This window comes from Cellulomonas sp. NS3 (assembly GCF_024757985.1).
Classification (GTDB): Bacteria; Actinomycetota; Actinomycetes; order Actinomycetales; family Cellulomonadaceae; genus Cellulomonas_A.
In genome coordinates this window covers 1,978,790-1,997,010 of record NZ_CP103289.1, presented here as the reverse complement: position 1 = coordinate 1,997,010, position 18,221 = coordinate 1,978,790, and the positions used below count along the sequence as shown (strand labels likewise).

Sequence of the window (18,221 nt, the reverse complement as noted above, 5' to 3'; positions counted from 1 at the left end):
CACCGCCGACGCCCACCAGGTGGGTGCGGCCGAGGACCGCGAGACCGTCGGACGCGACGAGCTCCTGGACGTCCGTGGCGCCAGGGCCGGTCACGGGGTGTCCCCCGACGGGACGCCGTGCGCCGCCGTGCCGTCCGCCGCCGTGCCGTCTGCCGGCGTGCCGCTCGGGGCGTCGCCGCCCGCGGTCGCCGCCGGCGCGAGGTGCGCCTCGACGAGGTCGGCGACGCGCGCCGCCGCGTCGCGCACGCCCACCGAGGCCGCCGCGGCGCTCATGCGCTCGCGCTCGCCGCGGGCACCCGGACCGACGAGCAGCGGCAGCAGGTTCTCGCGGAGCCACGGCGCCGTGAGCTCGTCGTCCGCGACGACGAGGCCGCCGCCCGCCGCGACGACGGGCGCGGCGTTGAGCCGCTGCTCGCCGTTGCCGATGGGCAGGGGGACGTACACCGCGGGCAGCCCGAGCGCCGCGATCTCGCTGACGGTCCCCGCGCCCGAGCGGCCGAGCACGACGTCGGCGCACGCGAGCGCGAGCTGCATCTCGTCGAGGTACTCCCGCACGTGGTAGCGGTCGGCGCCGGGCAGCCCGTCGACGACGGCGCGCACCGCGTCCGCCTTCCCGGCGCCGGTGGAGTGCAGCACCTGGACGCCCGCGGCGACCAGGTCCGCGGCGACGGACGCGATCGCCGTGTTGACGCTCACGGCCCCGAGCGATCCGCCCGTGACGACCAGCGTCGGGAGCGCCGGGTCGAGCCCGAGCCGGCGCGCCGCCTCGGTGCGGGTCCCGGCGACGTCGCGGGCGCGGTCCGCGATCAGCCCCGCGATCTCGGGGCGCAGCGGCAGGCCGGTGACGAGCGCGCCGGGCAGCTCCGTCCCGGGGAACGTCACCGCGACCGAGGCCGCCCAGCGGGCGCCGAGGCGGTTCGCGAGCCCGGGTCGGGCGTTCTGCTCGTGCACCACGACGGGCACGGCACGCGAGCGCGCGGCGAGGTATGCGGGCGTCGAGACGTACCCGCCGAACCCGACGACGACCTGGGCGCCGCTCGCGTCGATCGCGTCCCCCGCGGCGCGCACCGCCTCCCGCAGCCGCCCCGGGAGGCGCAGCACGTCCGAGCTCGGGCGGCGCGGGAGGGGCACGCGCGGGACGAGCGCCAGCGGCAGCCCGCGCTCGGGCACGAGCCGCGCCTCGAGGCCCGACGCCGTGCCGAGCACCGTGAGCCGGATCGCCGGGTCCCGGCGGCGGAGCTCCTCCGCCACCGCGAGCAGCGGGTTCACGTGGCCGGCGGTCCCCCCGCCGGCGAGAAGGACGGAACGGACGGGCAGGTCAGGCACGGATCCTCCCGAGCACCGCGAGCGAGCGGCGCACGACGTGCGGGCGCGCGGCGAGGGCCTCGGCAGCACCGGGCTCGGCGCGCGCGAACGAGATGACCATGCCGAGGGCCGTCATGGTCACAATGAGCGCCGACCCGCCGGCGGAGACGAGCGGCAGCGGGACGCCGATGATCGGGACGAGACCGATCACGACGCCGACGTTGACGAGCGCCTGCCCGATCACCCAGCACGCGACGGCGCCCGTGGTGATCTTGACGAACGGGTCGGGGTGGCGACGGATGATGCGGAACATCGCGAGGGCGAGCAGCGTGAACAGGCCGAGCACGAGCAGTGTGCCGATGAGCCCGAGCTCCTCGCCGATGATCGCGAAGATGAAGTCGTTGTGCGCCTCGGGCAGGTAGGACCACTTCTCGGCGCTGCCGCCGAGCCCGACCCCGCCCCAGCTGCCGGTCGCGAGCGCCCGGATCCCGTGCTCGGACTGGTAGCACTCGTTGGTGATGTCGCACTCGTCGCTGAGCCACGAGAAGATGCGCTTCCTGCGGTTCGCGCTGGGGATCGTGAGCGCGGCGACGCCCACCGCCGCGATCGCCCCGGCGAAGCCGAAGACGCGCAGCGGGATCCCGGCGATGAACAGCGCGCCGGCCACGAGCACCATGAGCACGAGTGCAGTCCCCAGGTCGTGCCCGAGCATGACGAGCCCGACCATGAGCACCGCGACGGGAACCGCGGGCACGAGGGCGTGGCGCCACTCACCGAGCAGCGGGCGCTTGCGCGCGAGCACGGCTCCGAGCCACGCGGCGAGGGCGAGCTTGACCACCTCGGCGGGCTGCATCGTGAAGGACCCGATGCCGATCCACCCGCGGTTGCCTCCGGCGCTCAGGCCGAGCGGGGTGAGCGTGAGCAGCTGCAGCACGGCGGCGACCGCAAGCGCCGGCCAGGCGATGCGCGTGTAGAAGCGCTGGGGCAGGCGCGACGCGACGAACATCAGGGGCACGCCGATGAGCGCGAACTGCGCCTGGGTGACGAACACCGCGTAGGGCGACTCGTTCGCGGCCAGCGACTCGACGCTCGAGCTCGACAGGACCATGACCAGCCCCAGCACGATGAGCAGCGCCGTCGCACCCGTGAGCACGTAGTAGCTCGTCACGGCGCTGTCCCACTGCCCGAGCAGCGACCCGGCGCGTGAGCGAGCCGGGGACGGGGGCTCGACCGCACCGGGCCGCGCGGGTGTCGTCTGCGCCACGGCCGCGGGCCTCAGGGCGCGTCCGGAGCGAGTGCCCGGACGGCCGCGGCGAACGCGTCCCCGCGCTCGGCGTACGAGGTGAACTGGTCCATGGACGCGCACGCCGGGGCGAGCAGCACGGTGGCGGGGGTCTGCGTCCCGGCGAGCGTGCGCGCGGAGTCGACGGCGCGGGTCATCACCGATCCAGTGTCACCGGGATCGACGGAGACCACGGGAACCTCGGGCGCGTGTCGGTCGAGCGCGTCGCGCAGCGGCTGCTGGTCGACGCCGATCAGCACGACGCCGCGCAGCCGGTCGCGTCGCGTGCGCACGAGCTCGTCGAACGTCGCGCCCTTCGCCAGCCCGCCCGCGATCCACACGACCGTGCCCGCCTCGAACGACGCGAGCGCGGCCGCGGCGGCGTGCGGGTTCGTGGCCTTCGAGTCGTCGACCCACGCGATCCCGCCGGTCTCCGCGACCCGCTCGATGCGGTGCCCGCCCGGGGCGTACGCCCGCAGCCCGTCACGCACCGCGACCGGTGCGACCCCGTGCGCGAGCGCGAGCGCCGCCGCGGCGAGAGCGTTCTGGACGACGTGCGGCGGGACGGCGCCGTCCGGCCCCGCGAGGTGGGCCAGGTCCGCGAGCGTCCCGAGCTCGGCGGCGTGCGTGTGGCGCAGCGACGCGAACCCACGGTCGACCAGGACGTCCTCGACGACGCCGACCTGGCCCACGCGCGGGGTCCCGAGCGTGAAACCGACCGCGACCGCGCCGTCCTCGACGTCGGCCTCGCGCACGAGCTCCTCGGTGCGCGGGTCGGCCGCGCTGTACACGCACGCGACCTGCGTCCGCTCGTAGACCCGGCCCTTGTCCGCCGCGTACGCGTCGAACGAGCCGTGCCAGTCGAGGTGGTCCTCGGCGACGTTGAGCACCGCCGCGGCCTGCGCCGACATCGCGTGCGTGAAGTGCAGCTGGAAGCTCGAGAGCTCGACCGCGAGCACGTCGAGGCTCGGGTCGGTCGCCGCGAGCACGACGGGCGTCCCGACGTTCCCCACGGCCGCGGCGTGCTCGCCGCCGGCGCGCAGGATCGACGCCAGCATCCCGACGGTCGTGGTCTTGCCGTTGGTGCCCGTGACGGCGAGCCACGGCGCGGGACCGCCGCCACCCGCGCGGTCGACGCGCAGCTGCCACGCGAGCTCGACCTCGCTCCACACGGGCACCCCGCGCTCGAGCGCGCCGGCGAGGAGCGGGTCGCTCGGCGGCCAGCCCGGCGAGGCAACCACGAGGTCGACCTCGTCGAGGCCCCCGCCCGCGACGAAGGCTGCGGGGTCGGACGCGTCGGCGTCGGCGGCGTTCCGGTCGACGGTGACGACGTGCGCCCCGGCGGCCGTCAGGACCTCGAGCGCGGCGCGCCCGGAGACCCCGAGCCCCGCGAGGACGACCCGGTGACGTGCGAGGTCCACTAGCCGGCCACCCACTCGCCGTAGAAGATGCCGACACCGACGGCGACGAACAGCCCGGCGATGATCCAGAACCGGATGACGATCGTGACCTCGCCCCAGCCCGAGAGCTCGAAGTGGTGGTGCAGCGGCGCCATCTTGAACACCCGTTTGCCGGTCATCCGGAAGAAGCCGATCTGGATGACGTCGGAGAGCACGACCAGCACGAACATCCCGCCGATGATCGCCGCGAGGATCTCGGTCCGGGAGAGGATCGACAGGCCGGCGAGCGCGCCGCCGAGGGCGAGCGAGCCCGTGTCGCCCATGAAGATCTTCGCCGGGCTCGCGTTCCACCAGAGGAAGCCGAAGCACGCCCCGGTGATCGCCGCCGCCACGACCGCGAGGTCGAGCGGGTCCCGCGCCTCGTAGCAGCGCGGCCCGGCGGTGGCGAGGAACTGGCAGCTCTGGTTGAACTGCCACACGCCCACGAGCACGTACGCGCCGAAGACGATGAGCGAGACGCCCGTCGCGAGGCCGTCGAGGCCGTCGGTCAGGTTGACGGCGTTGGACCACGCCGTGATGAGGAAGTTGGCCCACAGCACGAACAGGATGAGCCCGACCGTCGCGCCCGCGAACGCGAGGTCGATGTCGGTGTCCCGGATGAACGAGACCCGCGTCGACGCCGGCGTGCGGAACTGCGCGTTCGGGAACTGCAGCGCCGCCACGGCGAACGTGATGCCGACGAGCCCCTGGCCGAGGATCTTGGGCTTCGCCTTCAGGCCCAGGCTGCGCTGCCGGGAGATCTTGATGAAGTCGTCGAGGAACCCGACGGTGCCGAGCCCCGTCATGAGGAACAGCACGAGCACGGCGGACACGCTCGGCAGCTGCTGCGTCGCGATGAGGCCGCCGACCCAGCCGAGCAGCGTCGCGCCGATGATCACGACGCCACCCATCGTGGGCGTCCCGCGCTTCGTGTAGTGCGCCGTCGGGCCGTCCTGCCGGATGAACTGGCCGTACTGGCGCCGGATCAGGAACCGGATGAACAGGGGCGTGCCGAGCAGCGCGACGAGCATCGAGAGCCCGCCGGAGATGAGGACCGCTCTCACGGGGCGACCTCCTGCGGTGCGAGCAGCCGGTCGCCCAGCTGCCACAGCCCGGACCCGTACGACGACTTCACGAGGACGACGTCGCCGGCGCGCAGCTCCTCGGCGAGGAACCGCTCGGCCGCGTCGACGTCGGGCACGACGACGACCTCGTCGCCCCACGAGCCCTCACGCATCGCCCCGTCGGCGATCGCCTGCGCGCCCGCCCCGACCACCACGGTCAGCGCGACGTTGAGCCGCACGACCATGAGGCCGATCGCCTCGTGCTCCGCACGCGCGTCCGGGCCCAGCTCGAGCATCTCCCCGAGCACCGCGACCGAGCGCCGGTCCCTCCCGGCGAGCACCGCGAGGGCCTTGAGCGCGGCCCGCATCGAGTCCGGGTTGGCGTTGTAGGAGTCGTCGACGACCGTGACCCCGTCGGGGCGGTCGACGACGTGCATGCGGTGCGGGCTGAGCGCGTCGGCGGCGCTGAGCACCCGCGCGACGTGCTCGAGCGGGAGACCGACGGCGAGGGAGGCGGCCGCCGCGGCGAGCGCGTTGTTCAGGTGGTGCTCGCCGACGAGCCGCAGCTGCACGGGGGCGCTCGCGTCGGTGCCGTCCGGTCCGGGCGCCACGAGCGTGAACGAGACCCGTCCGGCGCGGTCGAGCCGGATGTCGCGCGCCCGCACGGTCGCCTCGGGCGTGCCGCCGAACGTGACGACGTCGCCGCTCGCGAGCCCGGCCATCGCCATGACGCGCTCGTCCTGCGCGTTGAGCACCGCGGTGCCGCCCGGCACGAGGCCCGCGACGAGCTCCGACTTGGCGCGCGCGACGGCCTCGATCCCGCCGAACTCGCCCAGGTGCGCCGAGCCGACGACCAGCACGACCGCGACGTCCGGGGGGGCGATGTCGGTCAGGTAGGTGAGGTGGCCGATGCCGCTCGCGCCCATCTCGAGGACGAGGTAGCGCGTCTGCTCGTCGGCCCGCAGCACGGTCAGCGGAAGGCCGATCTCGTTGTTGAACGACTTCTCGGGCGCGACCGTCGGGCCCGCCGCACCGCACAGCTGCGCGAGGAGGTCCTTGGTCGTGGTCTTGCCGACCGAGCCGGTCACGGCGACGACCTGCAGGCCCGAGCCGCCGGGCTCGACCGCGGCCTCGCGCAGCCGCACCAGCACGTCGCGCGCGAGGTCGCCGAGCGCCTTCTCGACGTCGGGGACCACGACGCACGGCAGCGCCTCTCCCCCGGGTCCGGTGAGCTCGCGCGCCGCGACGACCAGCGACGCGCCGGCGGCGACCGCGCCCGCGGCGAAGTCGTGCCCGTCGACGTGCTCGCCGGGCAGCGCGACGAACAGCGAGCCGGGCCCGACCTGGCGCGAGTCGACGACGACGGGCCCGTGCAGGACGGTGCGCGGGTCCAGGCTCTCCGGGCGCAGCGCGCCGCCGGTCGCGGCCGCGATGTCGGCCGCCGTGAGCGCGATCACGCGGGCTGCCCCTGGCTCTCGCGCGCCTGGCGCGCCGCGTGCGCCGCACGCAGCACGTCGCGGTCGTTGTACCGGTGGAACACCCCGGCGATCTCCTGGGTGGGCTCGTGGCCCTTGCCGGTGATGATGATCGTGTCCTGGTCCGTCGCGAGGTCGAGGGCGTCGTGGATGGCCTGGGTCCTGCTGGTCGCCTCGTGCACCTCCGCGAGCGACGGGCGCTCGGCGCGCACGCCGTCGAGGATCGCGGCGCGGATGGACGCGGGGTCTTCCGAGCGCGGGTTCTCGTCGGTCACGACGAGAACGTCCGCGAGGCGCGCGGCGATCTCGCCCATGATCGGGCGCTTGCCGCGGTCGCGGTCGCCGTCGGACCCGAAGACGATCACGAGCCGCCCGGGGGTGATGGGGCGCACGGCCTCCAGCGCGAGCACCAGCGCGTCGGGCGTGTGGGCGTAGTCGACGAGCGCGAGGGGCGTGCCGGGGGCGCGCTCGATCACGCGCTCCATGCGGCCGGGGATCGCGTGCGCGTGGCCCACGGCCTCGATCGCCGTCGCCAGGTCGACGCCCGCCCGGTGCGCGAGCACGACGGCGAGCGCGGCGTTCGACACGTTGACCAGCCCGGGCAGCGGGCTCGCGGCGACGTGCTCGGTGCCGTCCGGCCCGCGCAGCGTGAACGTCGAGCCGACCCCGTCGAGCCCGATGTCCGCGCCCGTCACGGCCCAGTCCGCGGTCGCGCCGACGTCCGCGCCGACGTGCGTCGACACGGTCTCCACGGGGATCCGCGCCTCGGCCGCGAGCCGGCGACCCCACGCGTCGTCGACGACGACGACCCCGCGGCGCGCCTGCCCGGGCGCGAGCAGGCGGGCCTTGTCGCGGAAGTAGCCCTCCATGTCGCCGTGGAAGTCGAGGTGGTCGCGCTGCAGGTTGGTGAATCCCGCGACGTCGAGCTCGAGCCCGCCGACACGGCCCAGCGCGAGCGCGTGCGACGACACCTCGGTCGTGACCGCCGTCGCGCCGCGCTCCCGGGCGAGCGCGAGGATCGCCTGCAGCACCGGCGCCTCGACGGTCGTGCGCGGGCTCTCGATCGCGTCGTCGCCGATCCGCAGCTCGACCGTGCCGAGCACGACGGTGCGCGCGTGCGCCGTCCGCAGCGCCGCGTCGACGAAGTACGTCGTCGTGGTCTTGCCGTTGGTGCCCGTGATGCCGACGGTCGCGAGGGCCGCGGCGGGGTGGCCGTACGCCCAGGCGGCGACGGGCCCGGCGAGCGCCCGCGCGTCGGAGGTCACCAGCACCGGGGCAGGCACCGCGACGGGCTCGCGTGCGAGCAACTCGGCTCCCGCAGCGTCGGTGAGCACCGCCACGGCGCCCTGCGCGACGGCCTGCGTGGCGTACGCGGCGCCGTGCACCTTCGCGCCGCTCAGGGCGACGAAGACGTCGCCCGGGGCGGCGTCGGAGCTCGAGACGGTCACGCCCGTGAGGACGGCGTCAGGATCGGGGGCCGGGCCGCGTACCTCGAGCTCGAACGCGGCGACGAGGTCGACGACCCGGTGCGTGGCGGGATGCTCAGGGCGCAGCCGGCCCTGGGGGGACGTCATGGGGAGAATCTACCCCGGGCGCGGGCGCCCCAGCGGCGCGGCGGGAGTCCCCCGTCCGGTCGACGCGGGGCCCGCAGGCTCACTCCCACGTGGTCGGGAACAGCTGCGCGGGCACGCCCGACGGGGCGACGCCGAGCTCCTGGAGCGCGAAGCCGGCGACGTCGCTGAAGACCGGCGCCGCGACCGTGCCGCCCCACTCCGACGAGCGCGGGTCCTGCAGGAACACCCCGACGGCGATCCTCGGGTCGTCCGCCGGCGCCACGCCGATGAACGACGCCGTGATGCCGTTCGGGTTGAACTTCTGCGCCGTCCCCGTCTTGCCCGCCACGCGGTAGCCCGGGATCGCGGCGTTGCCGCCGGTGCCCTCGTCGACCGCGCTCTCGAGCATCGTGAGCACGGTGTCCGCGGTCTGCGGCGAGACGACCTGCGTCGACGCGGGCGGCGCGACCGGCTGGGGCGTGCCGTCGGCCGCCGTCCAGCCCTTGATGAGGTGCGGCTCGACCCGCACGCCGTCGTTGGCGATCGTCGCGAACACCGACGTCGCCTGGAGCGCGGTCACCGAGACGCCCTGACCGAACAGGACGGCGTACTTGGTGCGGCCGTCCCAGTCCTCGGAGGGGTGCAGCAGGCCCTTCGACTCGTTGGGCAGCTCGATCCCGAGCCGGGAGCCGAAGCCGAACTTCGCGAGGTAGTCGTGCCGCACCTGCTGCGGGATGTCCTGCCCGATCATCACCGTGCCCGTGTTCGACGACTCCGCGAGCACCCCCGTCGTCGTGAGCTTGAGGCCGGCGTGCTCGTGCGAGTCCTTGAACGTCTGCTCGTTCGCCGTCGTGTACTGGTACGGGACCTCGTACGGCGTCGTCGGCGTCGTGAGGCCGAGCTCGAGCGCCGCCGCCATCGTCACGACCTTGGCGGTCGAGCCCGGCTCGAAGACGTCCGAGATCGCGCTCGATCCGCGCAGGTTCCCGGCCGACGGCTGGTTGGGGTCGACCGCGCCCGAGTCGGCCAGCGCGAGCAGCTCGCCCGTCCGCGGGTCGAGGACGACGATGACCCCCGAGCTGGCCCCCGTCTCGGCAACCCGTGCGTCGATCGCCTCCTGGGCGTAGAACTGCAGGTCGTTGAGCAGCGTGAGCTGCACGCTGTCGCCTGCCTGCGGGCTCGTCCCGTCCTGGAACCCGCCCGGGATCTCCTGCCCGAGGCGCCCCCGCTCCCACACCGCGACACCCGGCGTGCCGGCGAGCCGGTCGTCGAGCAGGGCCTCGAGCCCCGACGCGCCCTGGCCCTCGCGGTTGACCCAGCCGAGCAGGTTCCCGGCGACGATGCCGTTCGGGTACACCCGCTTGGGCGTCGGGTCGAAACCGATCGAGTAGATCTTGAGGTCGCGGATCGCGCGGACCTGCGCGGGCAGCACGTCGCGCTGCACGACCCTGTACTTGGCGTCGCCGGTGAGCACCGCGCCCAGCTCGGCCGGGTTCATGCCGAGGATCGGCGCGATCCTCGCCGCGGCGCCCGCCGGACCGGCGACGAGCGGGTCGCTCCCCTTGAGCTCCCACTTGGCGAGCTCGCGCTGGTTGACGTGCATCGTGTAGCGCTCGACCGAGGTCGCGAGCGGCTTGCCGTTCGCGTCCGTGATCTGGCCGCGTGCCGCGATGAGCTCGGCGTACGAGAGCCGCTCCGCGAGCGCCTCCGCCGCGATCGCCTCGCCCTGGAACCCCTGGATGTACACGAGGCGGCCCGCGAACACCGTGAGCAGCACGAGCACGAGCACCGTGAGCACGGCCTGGCGGCGGTGCGGGTCCGCGGGCTCGCGCGGCGGCGCCGGTGGCGGGGGGACGCGGCGGGCGGGGACCCGGACGCCGGCGGACGGGACGAGACCGCGCCGCACCGCGGTGCGTCCGTCCGCGCCGGGGCGCAGCACCCGGTTGCCCGCCGGCGGCGTGCGCGTCGAGGATGCGGCGGCACGCGGGGCGGACGTGCGGAGCGCGGCGCCGCCCGTCGCGGCTCGCCCTGACGTGCGCGGGGCGGCCGTCTGCGGCGCCGAGTCGCCCGGGCGGGCCGTGCGCGGCGCGGCGGTGCGCGGGGCCGAGGCGCGTGGGGTCGACGCGCGCCCGGTGGACGTGCGCGGGGAGGCGGAGCGGGCGGCGGTGGCGGGGGGCGCCCGACGCGCGCGGCGTCGCGACACGCGCCGGCCCCCCCGCCGGCGCGGACTCGCCGCGACGGCGGCGCGCACCGATCGCCGAGGTGGCCCCCCGCGGCGTGGAGCCCACGGGCTCGTCGTGGGCGGCCACGGGCCCGGGCACCGAGCGCAGGCCGGCGGCGCCGCCGCGGGGCGTGCGCTGCTGGGCGGGGCGGGCGGCGTCGACGGACCGGTCGACCTCGCGCGGACCGCCCGGGCGCGCCCGGTCGTCGCGCACGGAGCCGGTGCGGGCCGCGCTCTCACGCAGGAGCCCGTCGCGGTCGACGGAGCCGGGTCGCGACGCGTCACGGCGCGGGTCCGTCCCCGCGGGGGCGCGCCGGGCCGCCGGCGCCGTCGTGCGCACCGGGGCCCGGCCCGTCATCCGGCCGCTCCGACCGGTGTCGGGGCGCCGAGCACCGAGCCGTCGGACAGCTGGAGCCACGCCGGGCTCGTCGCCCGGACCATGCCGAGCGCACGCGCCGCGGCGGCGAGCTCGCTCGGCGAGCTGCGCCGGTCGAGCTCGGCGGCGAGGTCCTGCTCCTGCACCGAGAGGCGCGCGAGCTCGCGGTCGAGGTCGTGCTTCTCGTAGGCCCCGCTCGCCATCGTCGTGTTGAGCAGCAGCGCGGTCAGCAGGGCGCCGCCGAGGATCGCCATGCACACCAGCACGAACGGCACGCGTGTGCGGGTCTGTGCCGGCGCCCGGACGAGCAGCAGCCGCGGCGTCGTCTGCGGGGCCGCCTGCGGAGAGCTCGGGCGGGGTGCACGGGCAGGGGCGACGCGGAGGGCGGACTGAGCACTCATGCGGATCTCCTCGGCGCGGTGGTGGCGCGCAGGTGGTGCGGGGTGGGGCGAAGTCGCTCGGCGGCGCGGAGGCGGACGGACTGCGAGCGCGGATTGCGCTCGCGCTCGGTGTCGTCCGCCTCCTCGGCGCCTCGCGTGAGCAGCCGGAGGTACGGCTGGTGCGTCTCGGGCTCGACGGGCAGTCCGGGGGGCGCGCTCGACGTCGCGCCGACGGCGAGGGCCCGCTTGACGAGGCGGTCCTCGAGCGAGTGGTAGGCCTCGACGACGATGCGCCCGCCGACGGCCAGGCACTCGACCGCGGCCGGCAGCGCCCGCTCGAGCACCTCGAGCTCGCCGTTCACCTCGATGCGCAGCGCCTGGAACGTCCGCTTGGCGGGATTGCCGCCCGTCTTGCGCCCCGCCGCCGGGATCGCCGCACGCAGGACGTCGACGAGCTCGCCGGTGCGGGTCAGCGGCGCCTCGGCACGGCGGCGCACGACCTCGCGCGCGATCCGCCCGGCGAAGCGCTCCTCCCCGTAGACGCGCAGGATGCGGGCGATCGCCTTCTCGTCGTACGTGTTCAGCACGTCGGCCGCGGTGATGCCCGTGGTGGCGTCCATGCGCATGTCGAGCGGTGCGTCCTGGGAATAGGAGAACCCGCGGGACGTCTCGTCGAGCTGCAGCGAGGAGACGCCGAGGTCCATGAGGACGCCCTGGACGGACGCCAGCCCGAGCCGGCGCAGCACGTCGGGCATCTCGTCGTACACCGCGTGCACACCGGTGAAGCGGTCGCCGAACGCCTCGAGGCGCCGGCCCGCGAGCGCGAGCGCCTGCGGGTCGCGGTCGAGGCCGACGACCCTGGCGTGCGGCAGCGCACGCAGGACGCCCTCGGTGTGGCCGCCCATGCCGAGCGTCGCGTCGACGAGCACGGAGCCGGGGGCGTCGAGCGCCGGGGCGAGCAGCTCGACGCACCGCTCGAGGAGGACCGGGGTGTGCCGTGTCGCAGCGTCGACCGCCTGCTGCTCGTCGTCCGCGGTCATCACCCCTCCTCTCGCGCTCGTGCCCGGCAGCGCGGCCCCTCGTGACGCCGCGTCGTGTGTAGTCGAACGGCCCCTCCGCCGTCCGACCAGATCCCCCACCGGCCCTCTGACGCCGGGGAAGTGCGTCAGAACGGACGGGAGGAGATCTCACCGGGCGGCCTCGCGGCCTGGTCGTGCGGTCCTGCTGCTCGTGCGGTGGGCGTCAGTCGTGGATCAGAACGGTCCGTGCGGGAAGACCTCCTCCGCCGTCTCGGCGTAGCCGGCCTCCTGCTCGGCGAGGTACGTCTCCCACGCCGCGAGGTCCCAGATCTCGACGCGGGTGCCCGCACCGATCACCGCGACCTCCCGGTCCAGCCCCGCGTAGGTGCGGAGCATGGGCGGGATCGAGATGCGCCCCTGCTTGTCCGGCATCTCGTCGCTCGCACCGGACAGGAACACGCGCAGGTAGTCCCGCGCCTGCTTGCTCGTCACGGGCGCCTGCCGGATCTGCTCGTGCATCCGCCGGAACTCGTCCATCGGCAGCAGGAACAGGCAGCGCTCCTGGCCGCGCGTCATGACCAGCCCGGGCGCGAGCTGCGACCGGAACTTCGCCGGCAGGATCAGCCGCCCCTTGTCGTCCAAACGGGGGGTGTACGTCCCGAGGAACGGCGCGTACGAGCCGAAGCCGCTGAGGCTCGACTCGCTGCTCACGGCGGCCCCCTCTGCTCGTCGTCATCACTCGCGTCCCGGGTCTCGTGAAGGCTTCTCATCCAGTGCTCACCAAGTGGCTCCACGCTACTCCACTTCCCTCCACCCGCAACGGGAATGATCGGTGTTTCACCCCGTCTTCACGATAGATACGCAGGTCAGAGCGGGTGGAGGAGAGTGGAGGACGTGCGCGGCGCCGTGTCGCGCCCCGGGCGACCGACGCCGCGTTCGTCGCACCTTTTGGTCCGTTTCGACCCGTTCCAACCGTCCCGAAACGGACACCCCGCGCCCCGCACGGGACGTCGCCCGGCCCGGCGTGGAGGGAAGTGGGGCGACGCCCGAGGGCCCCGTGGGCCTCCGCACGAGTTCACCCGTACGGAGCACGTGCAACCCGTCCGGCCCCGTACGCTCGTCCTAGCCCGCCGAAGGAGTCGACAATGCTGCAGGCCGTCCCCACGACAGCCGAGCTCCACGCGCTCGTGCAGACCACCAACCGGATGCGCGCCGGGATCGAGGAGGTCGTCACCGGCCGCTCCGAGCTCGTGCGCACGACGGTCGCCGTGCTCCTCGCTGAGGGGCACCTGCTCCTCGAGGACGTCCCGGGCGTCGGCAAGACGACGCTCGCGAAGGCGCTCGCCCGGACCATCGACTGCTCGGTCGGCCGGATCCAGTTCACGCCCGACCTGCTGCCGAGCGACCTCACCGGCGTGAACATCTTCCGGAGCCAGACGCACGAGTTCGAGTTCCGCCCGGGCCCGCTCTTCGCGCACGTCGTCATCGGCGACGAGATCAACCGGGCGTCCCCGAAGACCCAGTCGGCCCTGCTCGAGTGCATGCAGGAGGCACAGGCCACGGTCGACGGCCAGACCTACCCCCTGCCGCGCCCCTTCCTCGTGGTCGCGACGCAGAACCCGGTCGAGATGGAGGGCACCTACCCGCTGCCCGAGGCCCAGCGGGACCGGTTCATGGCCCGGCTCACCGTGGGCTACCCGAGCGTCGAGTCCGAGCTCGACATGCTCGACCTCCAGGAGACCTCCGACCCGCTCGACGGGATGCGTCCGGTGACGGACGCGGAGCAGGTCGGCCGGCTGATCGCGACCGCGCGCCGGCTGTACGCCGCCCCGTCCGTCAAGCGGTACATCGTCGAGCTCGTCACGGCGACGCGCGAGGACCACGCGCTGCGCCTCGGCGCCTCGCCGCGCGCCGCGATCCAGCTGCTGCGCGCCGCGAAGGCCCTCGCGGCGATGTCCGGCCGGGACCACGTGCTCCCGGACGACGTGCAGCAGCTCGCCGAACCGGTCCTGGCCCACCGTCTCCTGCCCAGCACCGAGTCGCGGCTCTCGGGCCGCACGACGAGCGACACCGTCCGGGAGATCGTCGACCGCATCCCGCTGCCCACGAGCGGCACGGGGATCCCGCGCGAGCGGCGGGCGACGGGCTGATGCGCGTCCGCCTGACCGCGCGCGGTGTCGGGCTCGCCGTGGCCGGCCTGGCCGCGACGGTGGTCGGCGTCGTGATCGGCGCGGTGGACCTCGTGCGGATCGGCACGCTCGCCCTGCTCCTCGTGGTCGCGGCCCTCGTCGGCGTCGGGGTGCTCGACCCGGCGCGCGGGCGACACCGGCTCCAGGTCCACCGCACCGTCAGCCCCAACCCCGTGCACGCGGGCCAGCGCGCCGACGTCGAGGTCGCGGTGTTCGCCGCGGACACCGCCGGGCGCGCACGCCTCGGCGGGCTGCGCCTGGGCGAGCAGGCGTCCGCGGAGCTCTCGGGCGGCCGACCGCTGCGGGCGCACGTGAGCCGGGCGCCCCACCGCGTCGCGCTCGCCTACCCGGTCGTCGCCGCGCGGCGCGGTCGCTGGGCGCTCGGACCCCTCGTGGTGACGCGCACCGACCCGTTCGGCGTGGCGCGCGCGACGACGTCCCTCGGCGAGCACGCCGACGTCGCGGTGTGGCCGGCCGTCACGGCGCTCCCGGTGCCGCGCGAGGTGCTCGCCGGCGAGCCGGACCGCGTCGCGCTCGGCGCGCGCTCCCCCTCGACCGACGACGCCGCGCTGCGCGACTACCGCCTCGGCGACGACCTGCGCCGCGTGCACTGGCGCAGCAGCGCACGCCGCGGCGAGCTCATGGTCCGCTCGGACGAGCGCGCGGGCATGCGCCCCGTGAGCGTCCTCCTGGACCCGCCGACGCGTGCCGTCGCGCTCGAGTGGAGCATCTCGCTCGCCGCCTCGGTCGCGCTCGCGATGCTCGACGCCGGGCACCCGGTCCGGCTCGTCGGCGGCGCGCTCGGCCAGGACGGCCTGCGCACGGCCCGCCACGTGCAGGGCCGCGCCTCCGGCAACGCCCGCTCCGAGCTGCTCGACCGCACGATCGACCTCGGCGTCGCGGAGTCCCCCGCCGCAGCCGACGCCGACCTGCTCGCCGCGGCCCGGCTCCTGCAGACGACGGACGCGGGTGGCGAGGTCGTCCTCGCCGTCCTCGGGCCGCTGTCCGCACGCTCCCGAGCGGCGCTCGCGAGCCTCACCGACACAGCACAGGGATGGGCGATGGTGCGCACCGCGGACGGGTCGGCGACGCAGGAGCGGGAGGTCGAGCACACCGTGCGCGCGCTCCGGCGGGCCGGGTGGCGGGCGTGCCCCGTGACGCCGGGCGAGGACATCGGCGAGTGCTGGCTGCGGCTCCTCGGGTCGACCCGATGACCGGGGTCGGGATGCTGCCGCGCGGGATCCGGTCCGTCCTGGGCTCGGCGCTCGTGGCGGTCGCGACGTGCGGGAGCCTGCTCGCACTGTCCGGCCTCCTCGCGCCCGGCCGCTGGACGACCGCCGCGGTCCTCACCGTCCTCCTGCTCGCGGGCGTGACCGCCGGCGTGCGGCACGTGACGCGCTCGTGGTGGGCCCCCTCGCTCACCGGGCTCGTGCTGCTCCTGCTCGGGGTGCTCGTCGTCTACGGCGGCCCGCCCGGCCGGGTCCAGGTCGTCCCCGACACCGGCTCGGTCGAGCGCCTGCTCGCCGCGGTGCGCGAGGCGGTCGCGCTGATCAACGCCGCGCTGGTGCCGATGGTCGCGAGCCGCCCCGTCGAGATGCTCGTCGTCGTCGGCGCCGGCGCGGCCTTCCTCGTCGCCGACGCGCTCGCGATCGGGCTCGGCGCACCGGCGTGGTCCGGCCTCGTGCTCGGCTTCCTGTGGATCCCCACGATCGTGCTCGGGTTCCCCGCGTCCGGCTGGGCGCTGTTCTGGGCCGGGATGGCGTTCCTGCTGCTCCTCGCGCTCAGCGTCGCACCGCCCGCGTCCTCGGAGCAGGGCCCACGACGCACCGTCGAGGCGCTCTCGGGCGCGGCCGCGATCGTCGTGCTGACCCTCGTCGCCGGTCCCCTCGTCGCCGCCGCTCCGGGGTGGGCGTCCCTCGACCTCCCCCAGCTCGGCTCGGGCCCCGTCGGGCCGCTGCGGCTGAGCGACGACCTCGACCTGCGCGAGAGCCTGGGCGCCCGTTCGGGCCAGGTCGTCCTGCGGTACACGGTCACGTCCCCCGACGGGACCGCAGAGACCGAACCGCAGCCGACCGCGAGCGACCTGACCCCGGCGACCGACGCACGCCTGATCGGACCGCTGCGCGCCTTCACGCTGCGCGACTTCGACGGGCGGAGCTGGCAGCGCACCGAGGCCGGTGAGCTCACGGGCTGGGACCCCGAGCAGCTGCTCACGTCCGACCCCGGGCTCGCCGGGACCGAGCCGGACCCGACCGGCGGCACCCTCGCCCGGGTCGAGGTGCTGGTCGACGGCCTGCGCGAGCAGCGCCTGCCCGTCAGCACGTTCCCGCGCACCGTCGCGATCGACGGCGCATGGTCCTACGACCCCGAGCAGGACGAGGTCGTCGGCAGCCGCAGCACGCAACAGGGCACGGGGTACACCATGACGGTGCAGGTCCCCGAGATCACGGCCGACTCCCTCCGTGAGCAGGGTGAGGGCACCCCGACCGACGTCGAGGCGTACACCCGCGTGCCCGAGACCGAGCACACGGCCGACATCCGCGCGCTCGCCGCCGAGATCACCGCCGACGCCGAGGGGGCCTACGAGCAGGCTCTCGCGCTGCAGTCGTACTTCCGGGACACCCAGAACTTCACGTACGACACGCGGGTGCCGCCCGCCCGCACCGACGACGCCGTCTGGGACTTCCTCGAGAGCCGCCAGGGCTACTGCGTGCAGTTCGCGACGAGCATGACGATGATGGCCCGGCTGCTCGGCATCCCCGCACGCGTCGGTGTCGGCTTCCTGCCCGGCGTGCCCAACCGGGACCGCGAGTACGTCGTGACCGGACGGCAGTCGCACGCCTGGCCCGAGCTGTACTTCGCCGGTGCGGGGTGGGTGCGGTTCGAGCCGACGCCGGCCGTGCAGACCGGCCTGCCGCCGCGGTGGAGCGACCCGCTCGCGCTGCTCACCGGCACCGCCGAGGAGCGCGAGGTGCCGGCCGTCCCGACAGGCGCGGCGAGCCAGGCACCGGTGCCCGGGACGACCACCGCACCGGGCGAGACCCCGGAGGACGAGGGTTTCCCGCTCGCGATCGTCGCCGCCGGCGCGGTCCTCCTCCTGACGTCGGCCACCGCTGTCGCCGTCGTCCTGCGACGCCGGCGGGCAGCGCGCGCCGCGGAGCTCGATCCGGAGCAGGCGTGGGAGCGGCTGCGCGCCCGGCTCGAGCCCGCCGGGGCCGGCTGGTCGTCGGCGACCACGCCGCGCCAGGCCGTCGACGTCGTGCGCACCCGCGTGGCCGAGGCGTACGGGACCGCGCTGGACGCCGAGGCGGAGGCAGCGCTGCGCTCGCTCGCCCGCGCGGTCGAGTCCGAGCGGTACGCGCCGGCACCCGTCGAGGTCTCCGCCGACGAGCTCGAGACCTGGGTCGCCCAGGTGCTCGGTGGGGTGCTGTCCCCGGGCGAGAAGCGCAGCGAGGCGATGGCCACCGCGGCGGACCGGGACGCCTGACCGACGCGGGTGCGCGCCCGGCGGGCCGGTCCTCACCGACGCGGTCACACGCCCCTGGCGGACCGGGACGCCCACCGACGCGGGTGCGGGCCCCGGCGGGCCCGTCCTGACCGACGCGGTCGCGCGCCCCGCCGGGCCGGTCATCTCCGACGCGGCCGCGCGCCCGGCGTGCGCGCGTGAGGCGGCCGCGCGAGCGCACCGGCGGGCCGGTGCGGGTCGGACGCACTGGGTCCCGGTCCGCACGACCGCGCCCGGGCCGGTATGACAGCGCTGCGGCCTCGACGCACACGCATCAGGCTGCGCAGTTCACGCACTCGCCTCAGGCCGCGCAGACACTACGACCTCGGTTGCCCAGCTTGTCTCCGACGAAGGGCGCCACGTCGTCCGGAGTTCATCTATCCCCGGAGCGCACACCCGCGAAGCGGGTGCCG

13 protein-coding genes are annotated in these 18,221 nt (G+C 75.4%); 3 read left to right on the top strand and 10 right to left on the bottom strand.

Annotated features, from left to right (window positions below):
• Window positions 1–90: 90 nt before the first annotated feature.
• The 10 genes from murG to mraZ all read right to left on the bottom strand — a co-directional run bounded on the left by murG (window position 91) and on the right by mraZ (window position 12,825).
• Window positions 91–1,326 (bottom strand): undecaprenyldiphospho-muramoylpentapeptide beta-N-acetylglucosaminyltransferase, encoded by a 1,236-nt coding sequence (murG, locus tag NXY84_RS09140; RefSeq protein ID WP_258726771.1) that lies wholly within the window; start codon window positions 1,324–1,326, stop codon window positions 91–93.
• The gene (gene ftsW, locus NXY84_RS09135; protein ID WP_258726770.1) at window positions 1,319–2,569 is read right to left on the bottom strand and encodes a putative lipid II flippase FtsW; all 1,251 of its coding nucleotides are present in this window, start codon (window positions 2,567–2,569) and stop codon (window positions 1,319–1,321) included. Before ftsW ends, murG begins: the two co-directional genes overlap by 8 nt.
• An 11-nt stretch (window positions 2,570–2,580) precedes the next feature.
• Complete coding sequence (murD, locus tag NXY84_RS09130; protein WP_258726769.1) at window positions 2,581–4,008, bottom strand: UDP-N-acetylmuramoyl-L-alanine--D-glutamate ligase; 1,428 nt, start codon at window positions 4,006–4,008, stop codon at window positions 2,581–2,583.
• Window positions 4,008–5,090 carry a phospho-N-acetylmuramoyl-pentapeptide-transferase gene (mraY, locus tag NXY84_RS09125; protein WP_258726768.1) on the bottom strand — a complete coding sequence of 361 codons (1,083 nt, stop codon included), beginning with the start codon at window positions 5,088–5,090 and terminating at the stop codon, window positions 4,008–4,010. The genes murD and mraY overlap by 1 nt, the downstream gene beginning before the upstream one ends.
• Entirely contained in the window at window positions 5,087–6,547 is a 1,461-nt protein-coding gene (locus NXY84_RS09120) for a UDP-N-acetylmuramoyl-tripeptide--D-alanyl-D-alanine ligase (RefSeq protein ID WP_258726767.1), read from the bottom strand. The genes mraY and NXY84_RS09120 overlap by 4 nt, the downstream gene beginning before the upstream one ends.
• Window positions 6,544–8,139, bottom strand: a complete 1,596-nt coding sequence (locus NXY84_RS09115) for a UDP-N-acetylmuramoyl-L-alanyl-D-glutamate--2,6-diaminopimelate ligase (RefSeq protein WP_258726766.1) — start codon at window positions 8,137–8,139, stop codon at window positions 6,544–6,546. Before NXY84_RS09115 ends, NXY84_RS09120 begins: the two co-directional genes overlap by 4 nt.
• A 79-nt stretch (window positions 8,140–8,218) precedes the next feature.
• A complete protein-coding gene (locus NXY84_RS09110; RefSeq protein WP_258726765.1) occupies window positions 8,219–10,024 on the bottom strand; it encodes a peptidoglycan D,D-transpeptidase FtsI family protein in 1,806 nt (601 codons plus the stop codon).
• Between the two features lie 669 nt (window positions 10,025–10,693).
• Window positions 10,694–11,116, bottom strand: a complete 423-nt coding sequence (locus NXY84_RS09105; RefSeq protein WP_258726764.1) for a hypothetical protein — start codon at window positions 11,114–11,116, stop codon at window positions 10,694–10,696.
• Window positions 11,113–12,135, bottom strand: a complete 1,023-nt coding sequence (gene rsmH / locus NXY84_RS09100; protein WP_258726763.1) for a 16S rRNA (cytosine(1402)-N(4))-methyltransferase RsmH — start codon at window positions 12,133–12,135, stop codon at window positions 11,113–11,115. The genes NXY84_RS09105 and rsmH overlap by 4 nt, the downstream gene beginning before the upstream one ends.
• A gap of 213 nt (window positions 12,136–12,348) precedes the next feature.
• Complete coding sequence (gene mraZ / locus NXY84_RS09095) at window positions 12,349–12,825, bottom strand: division/cell wall cluster transcriptional repressor MraZ (RefSeq protein WP_258726762.1); 477 nt, start codon at window positions 12,823–12,825, stop codon at window positions 12,349–12,351.
• Between the two features lie 434 nt (window positions 12,826–13,259).
• Here mraZ and NXY84_RS09090 point away from each other — a divergent pair, with 434 nt between their 5' ends.
• The 3 genes from NXY84_RS09090 to NXY84_RS09080 are packed head-to-tail and all read left to right on the top strand — an operon-like array spanning window position 13,260 to window position 17,790.
• A complete protein-coding gene (locus tag NXY84_RS09090) occupies window positions 13,260–14,264 on the top strand; it encodes an AAA family ATPase (protein WP_258726761.1) in 1,005 nt (334 codons plus the stop codon).
• Window positions 14,264–15,517, top strand: coding sequence for a DUF58 domain-containing protein (locus NXY84_RS09085; protein ID WP_258726760.1), 1,254 nt, complete (start codon window positions 14,264–14,266; stop codon window positions 15,515–15,517). The genes NXY84_RS09090 and NXY84_RS09085 overlap by 1 nt, the downstream gene beginning before the upstream one ends.
• A complete protein-coding gene (locus tag NXY84_RS09080; protein ID WP_258726759.1) occupies window positions 15,514–17,790 on the top strand; it encodes a DUF3488 and transglutaminase-like domain-containing protein in 2,277 nt (758 codons plus the stop codon). Before NXY84_RS09085 ends, NXY84_RS09080 begins: the two co-directional genes overlap by 4 nt.
• Window positions 17,791–18,221 lie beyond the last annotated feature (431 nt).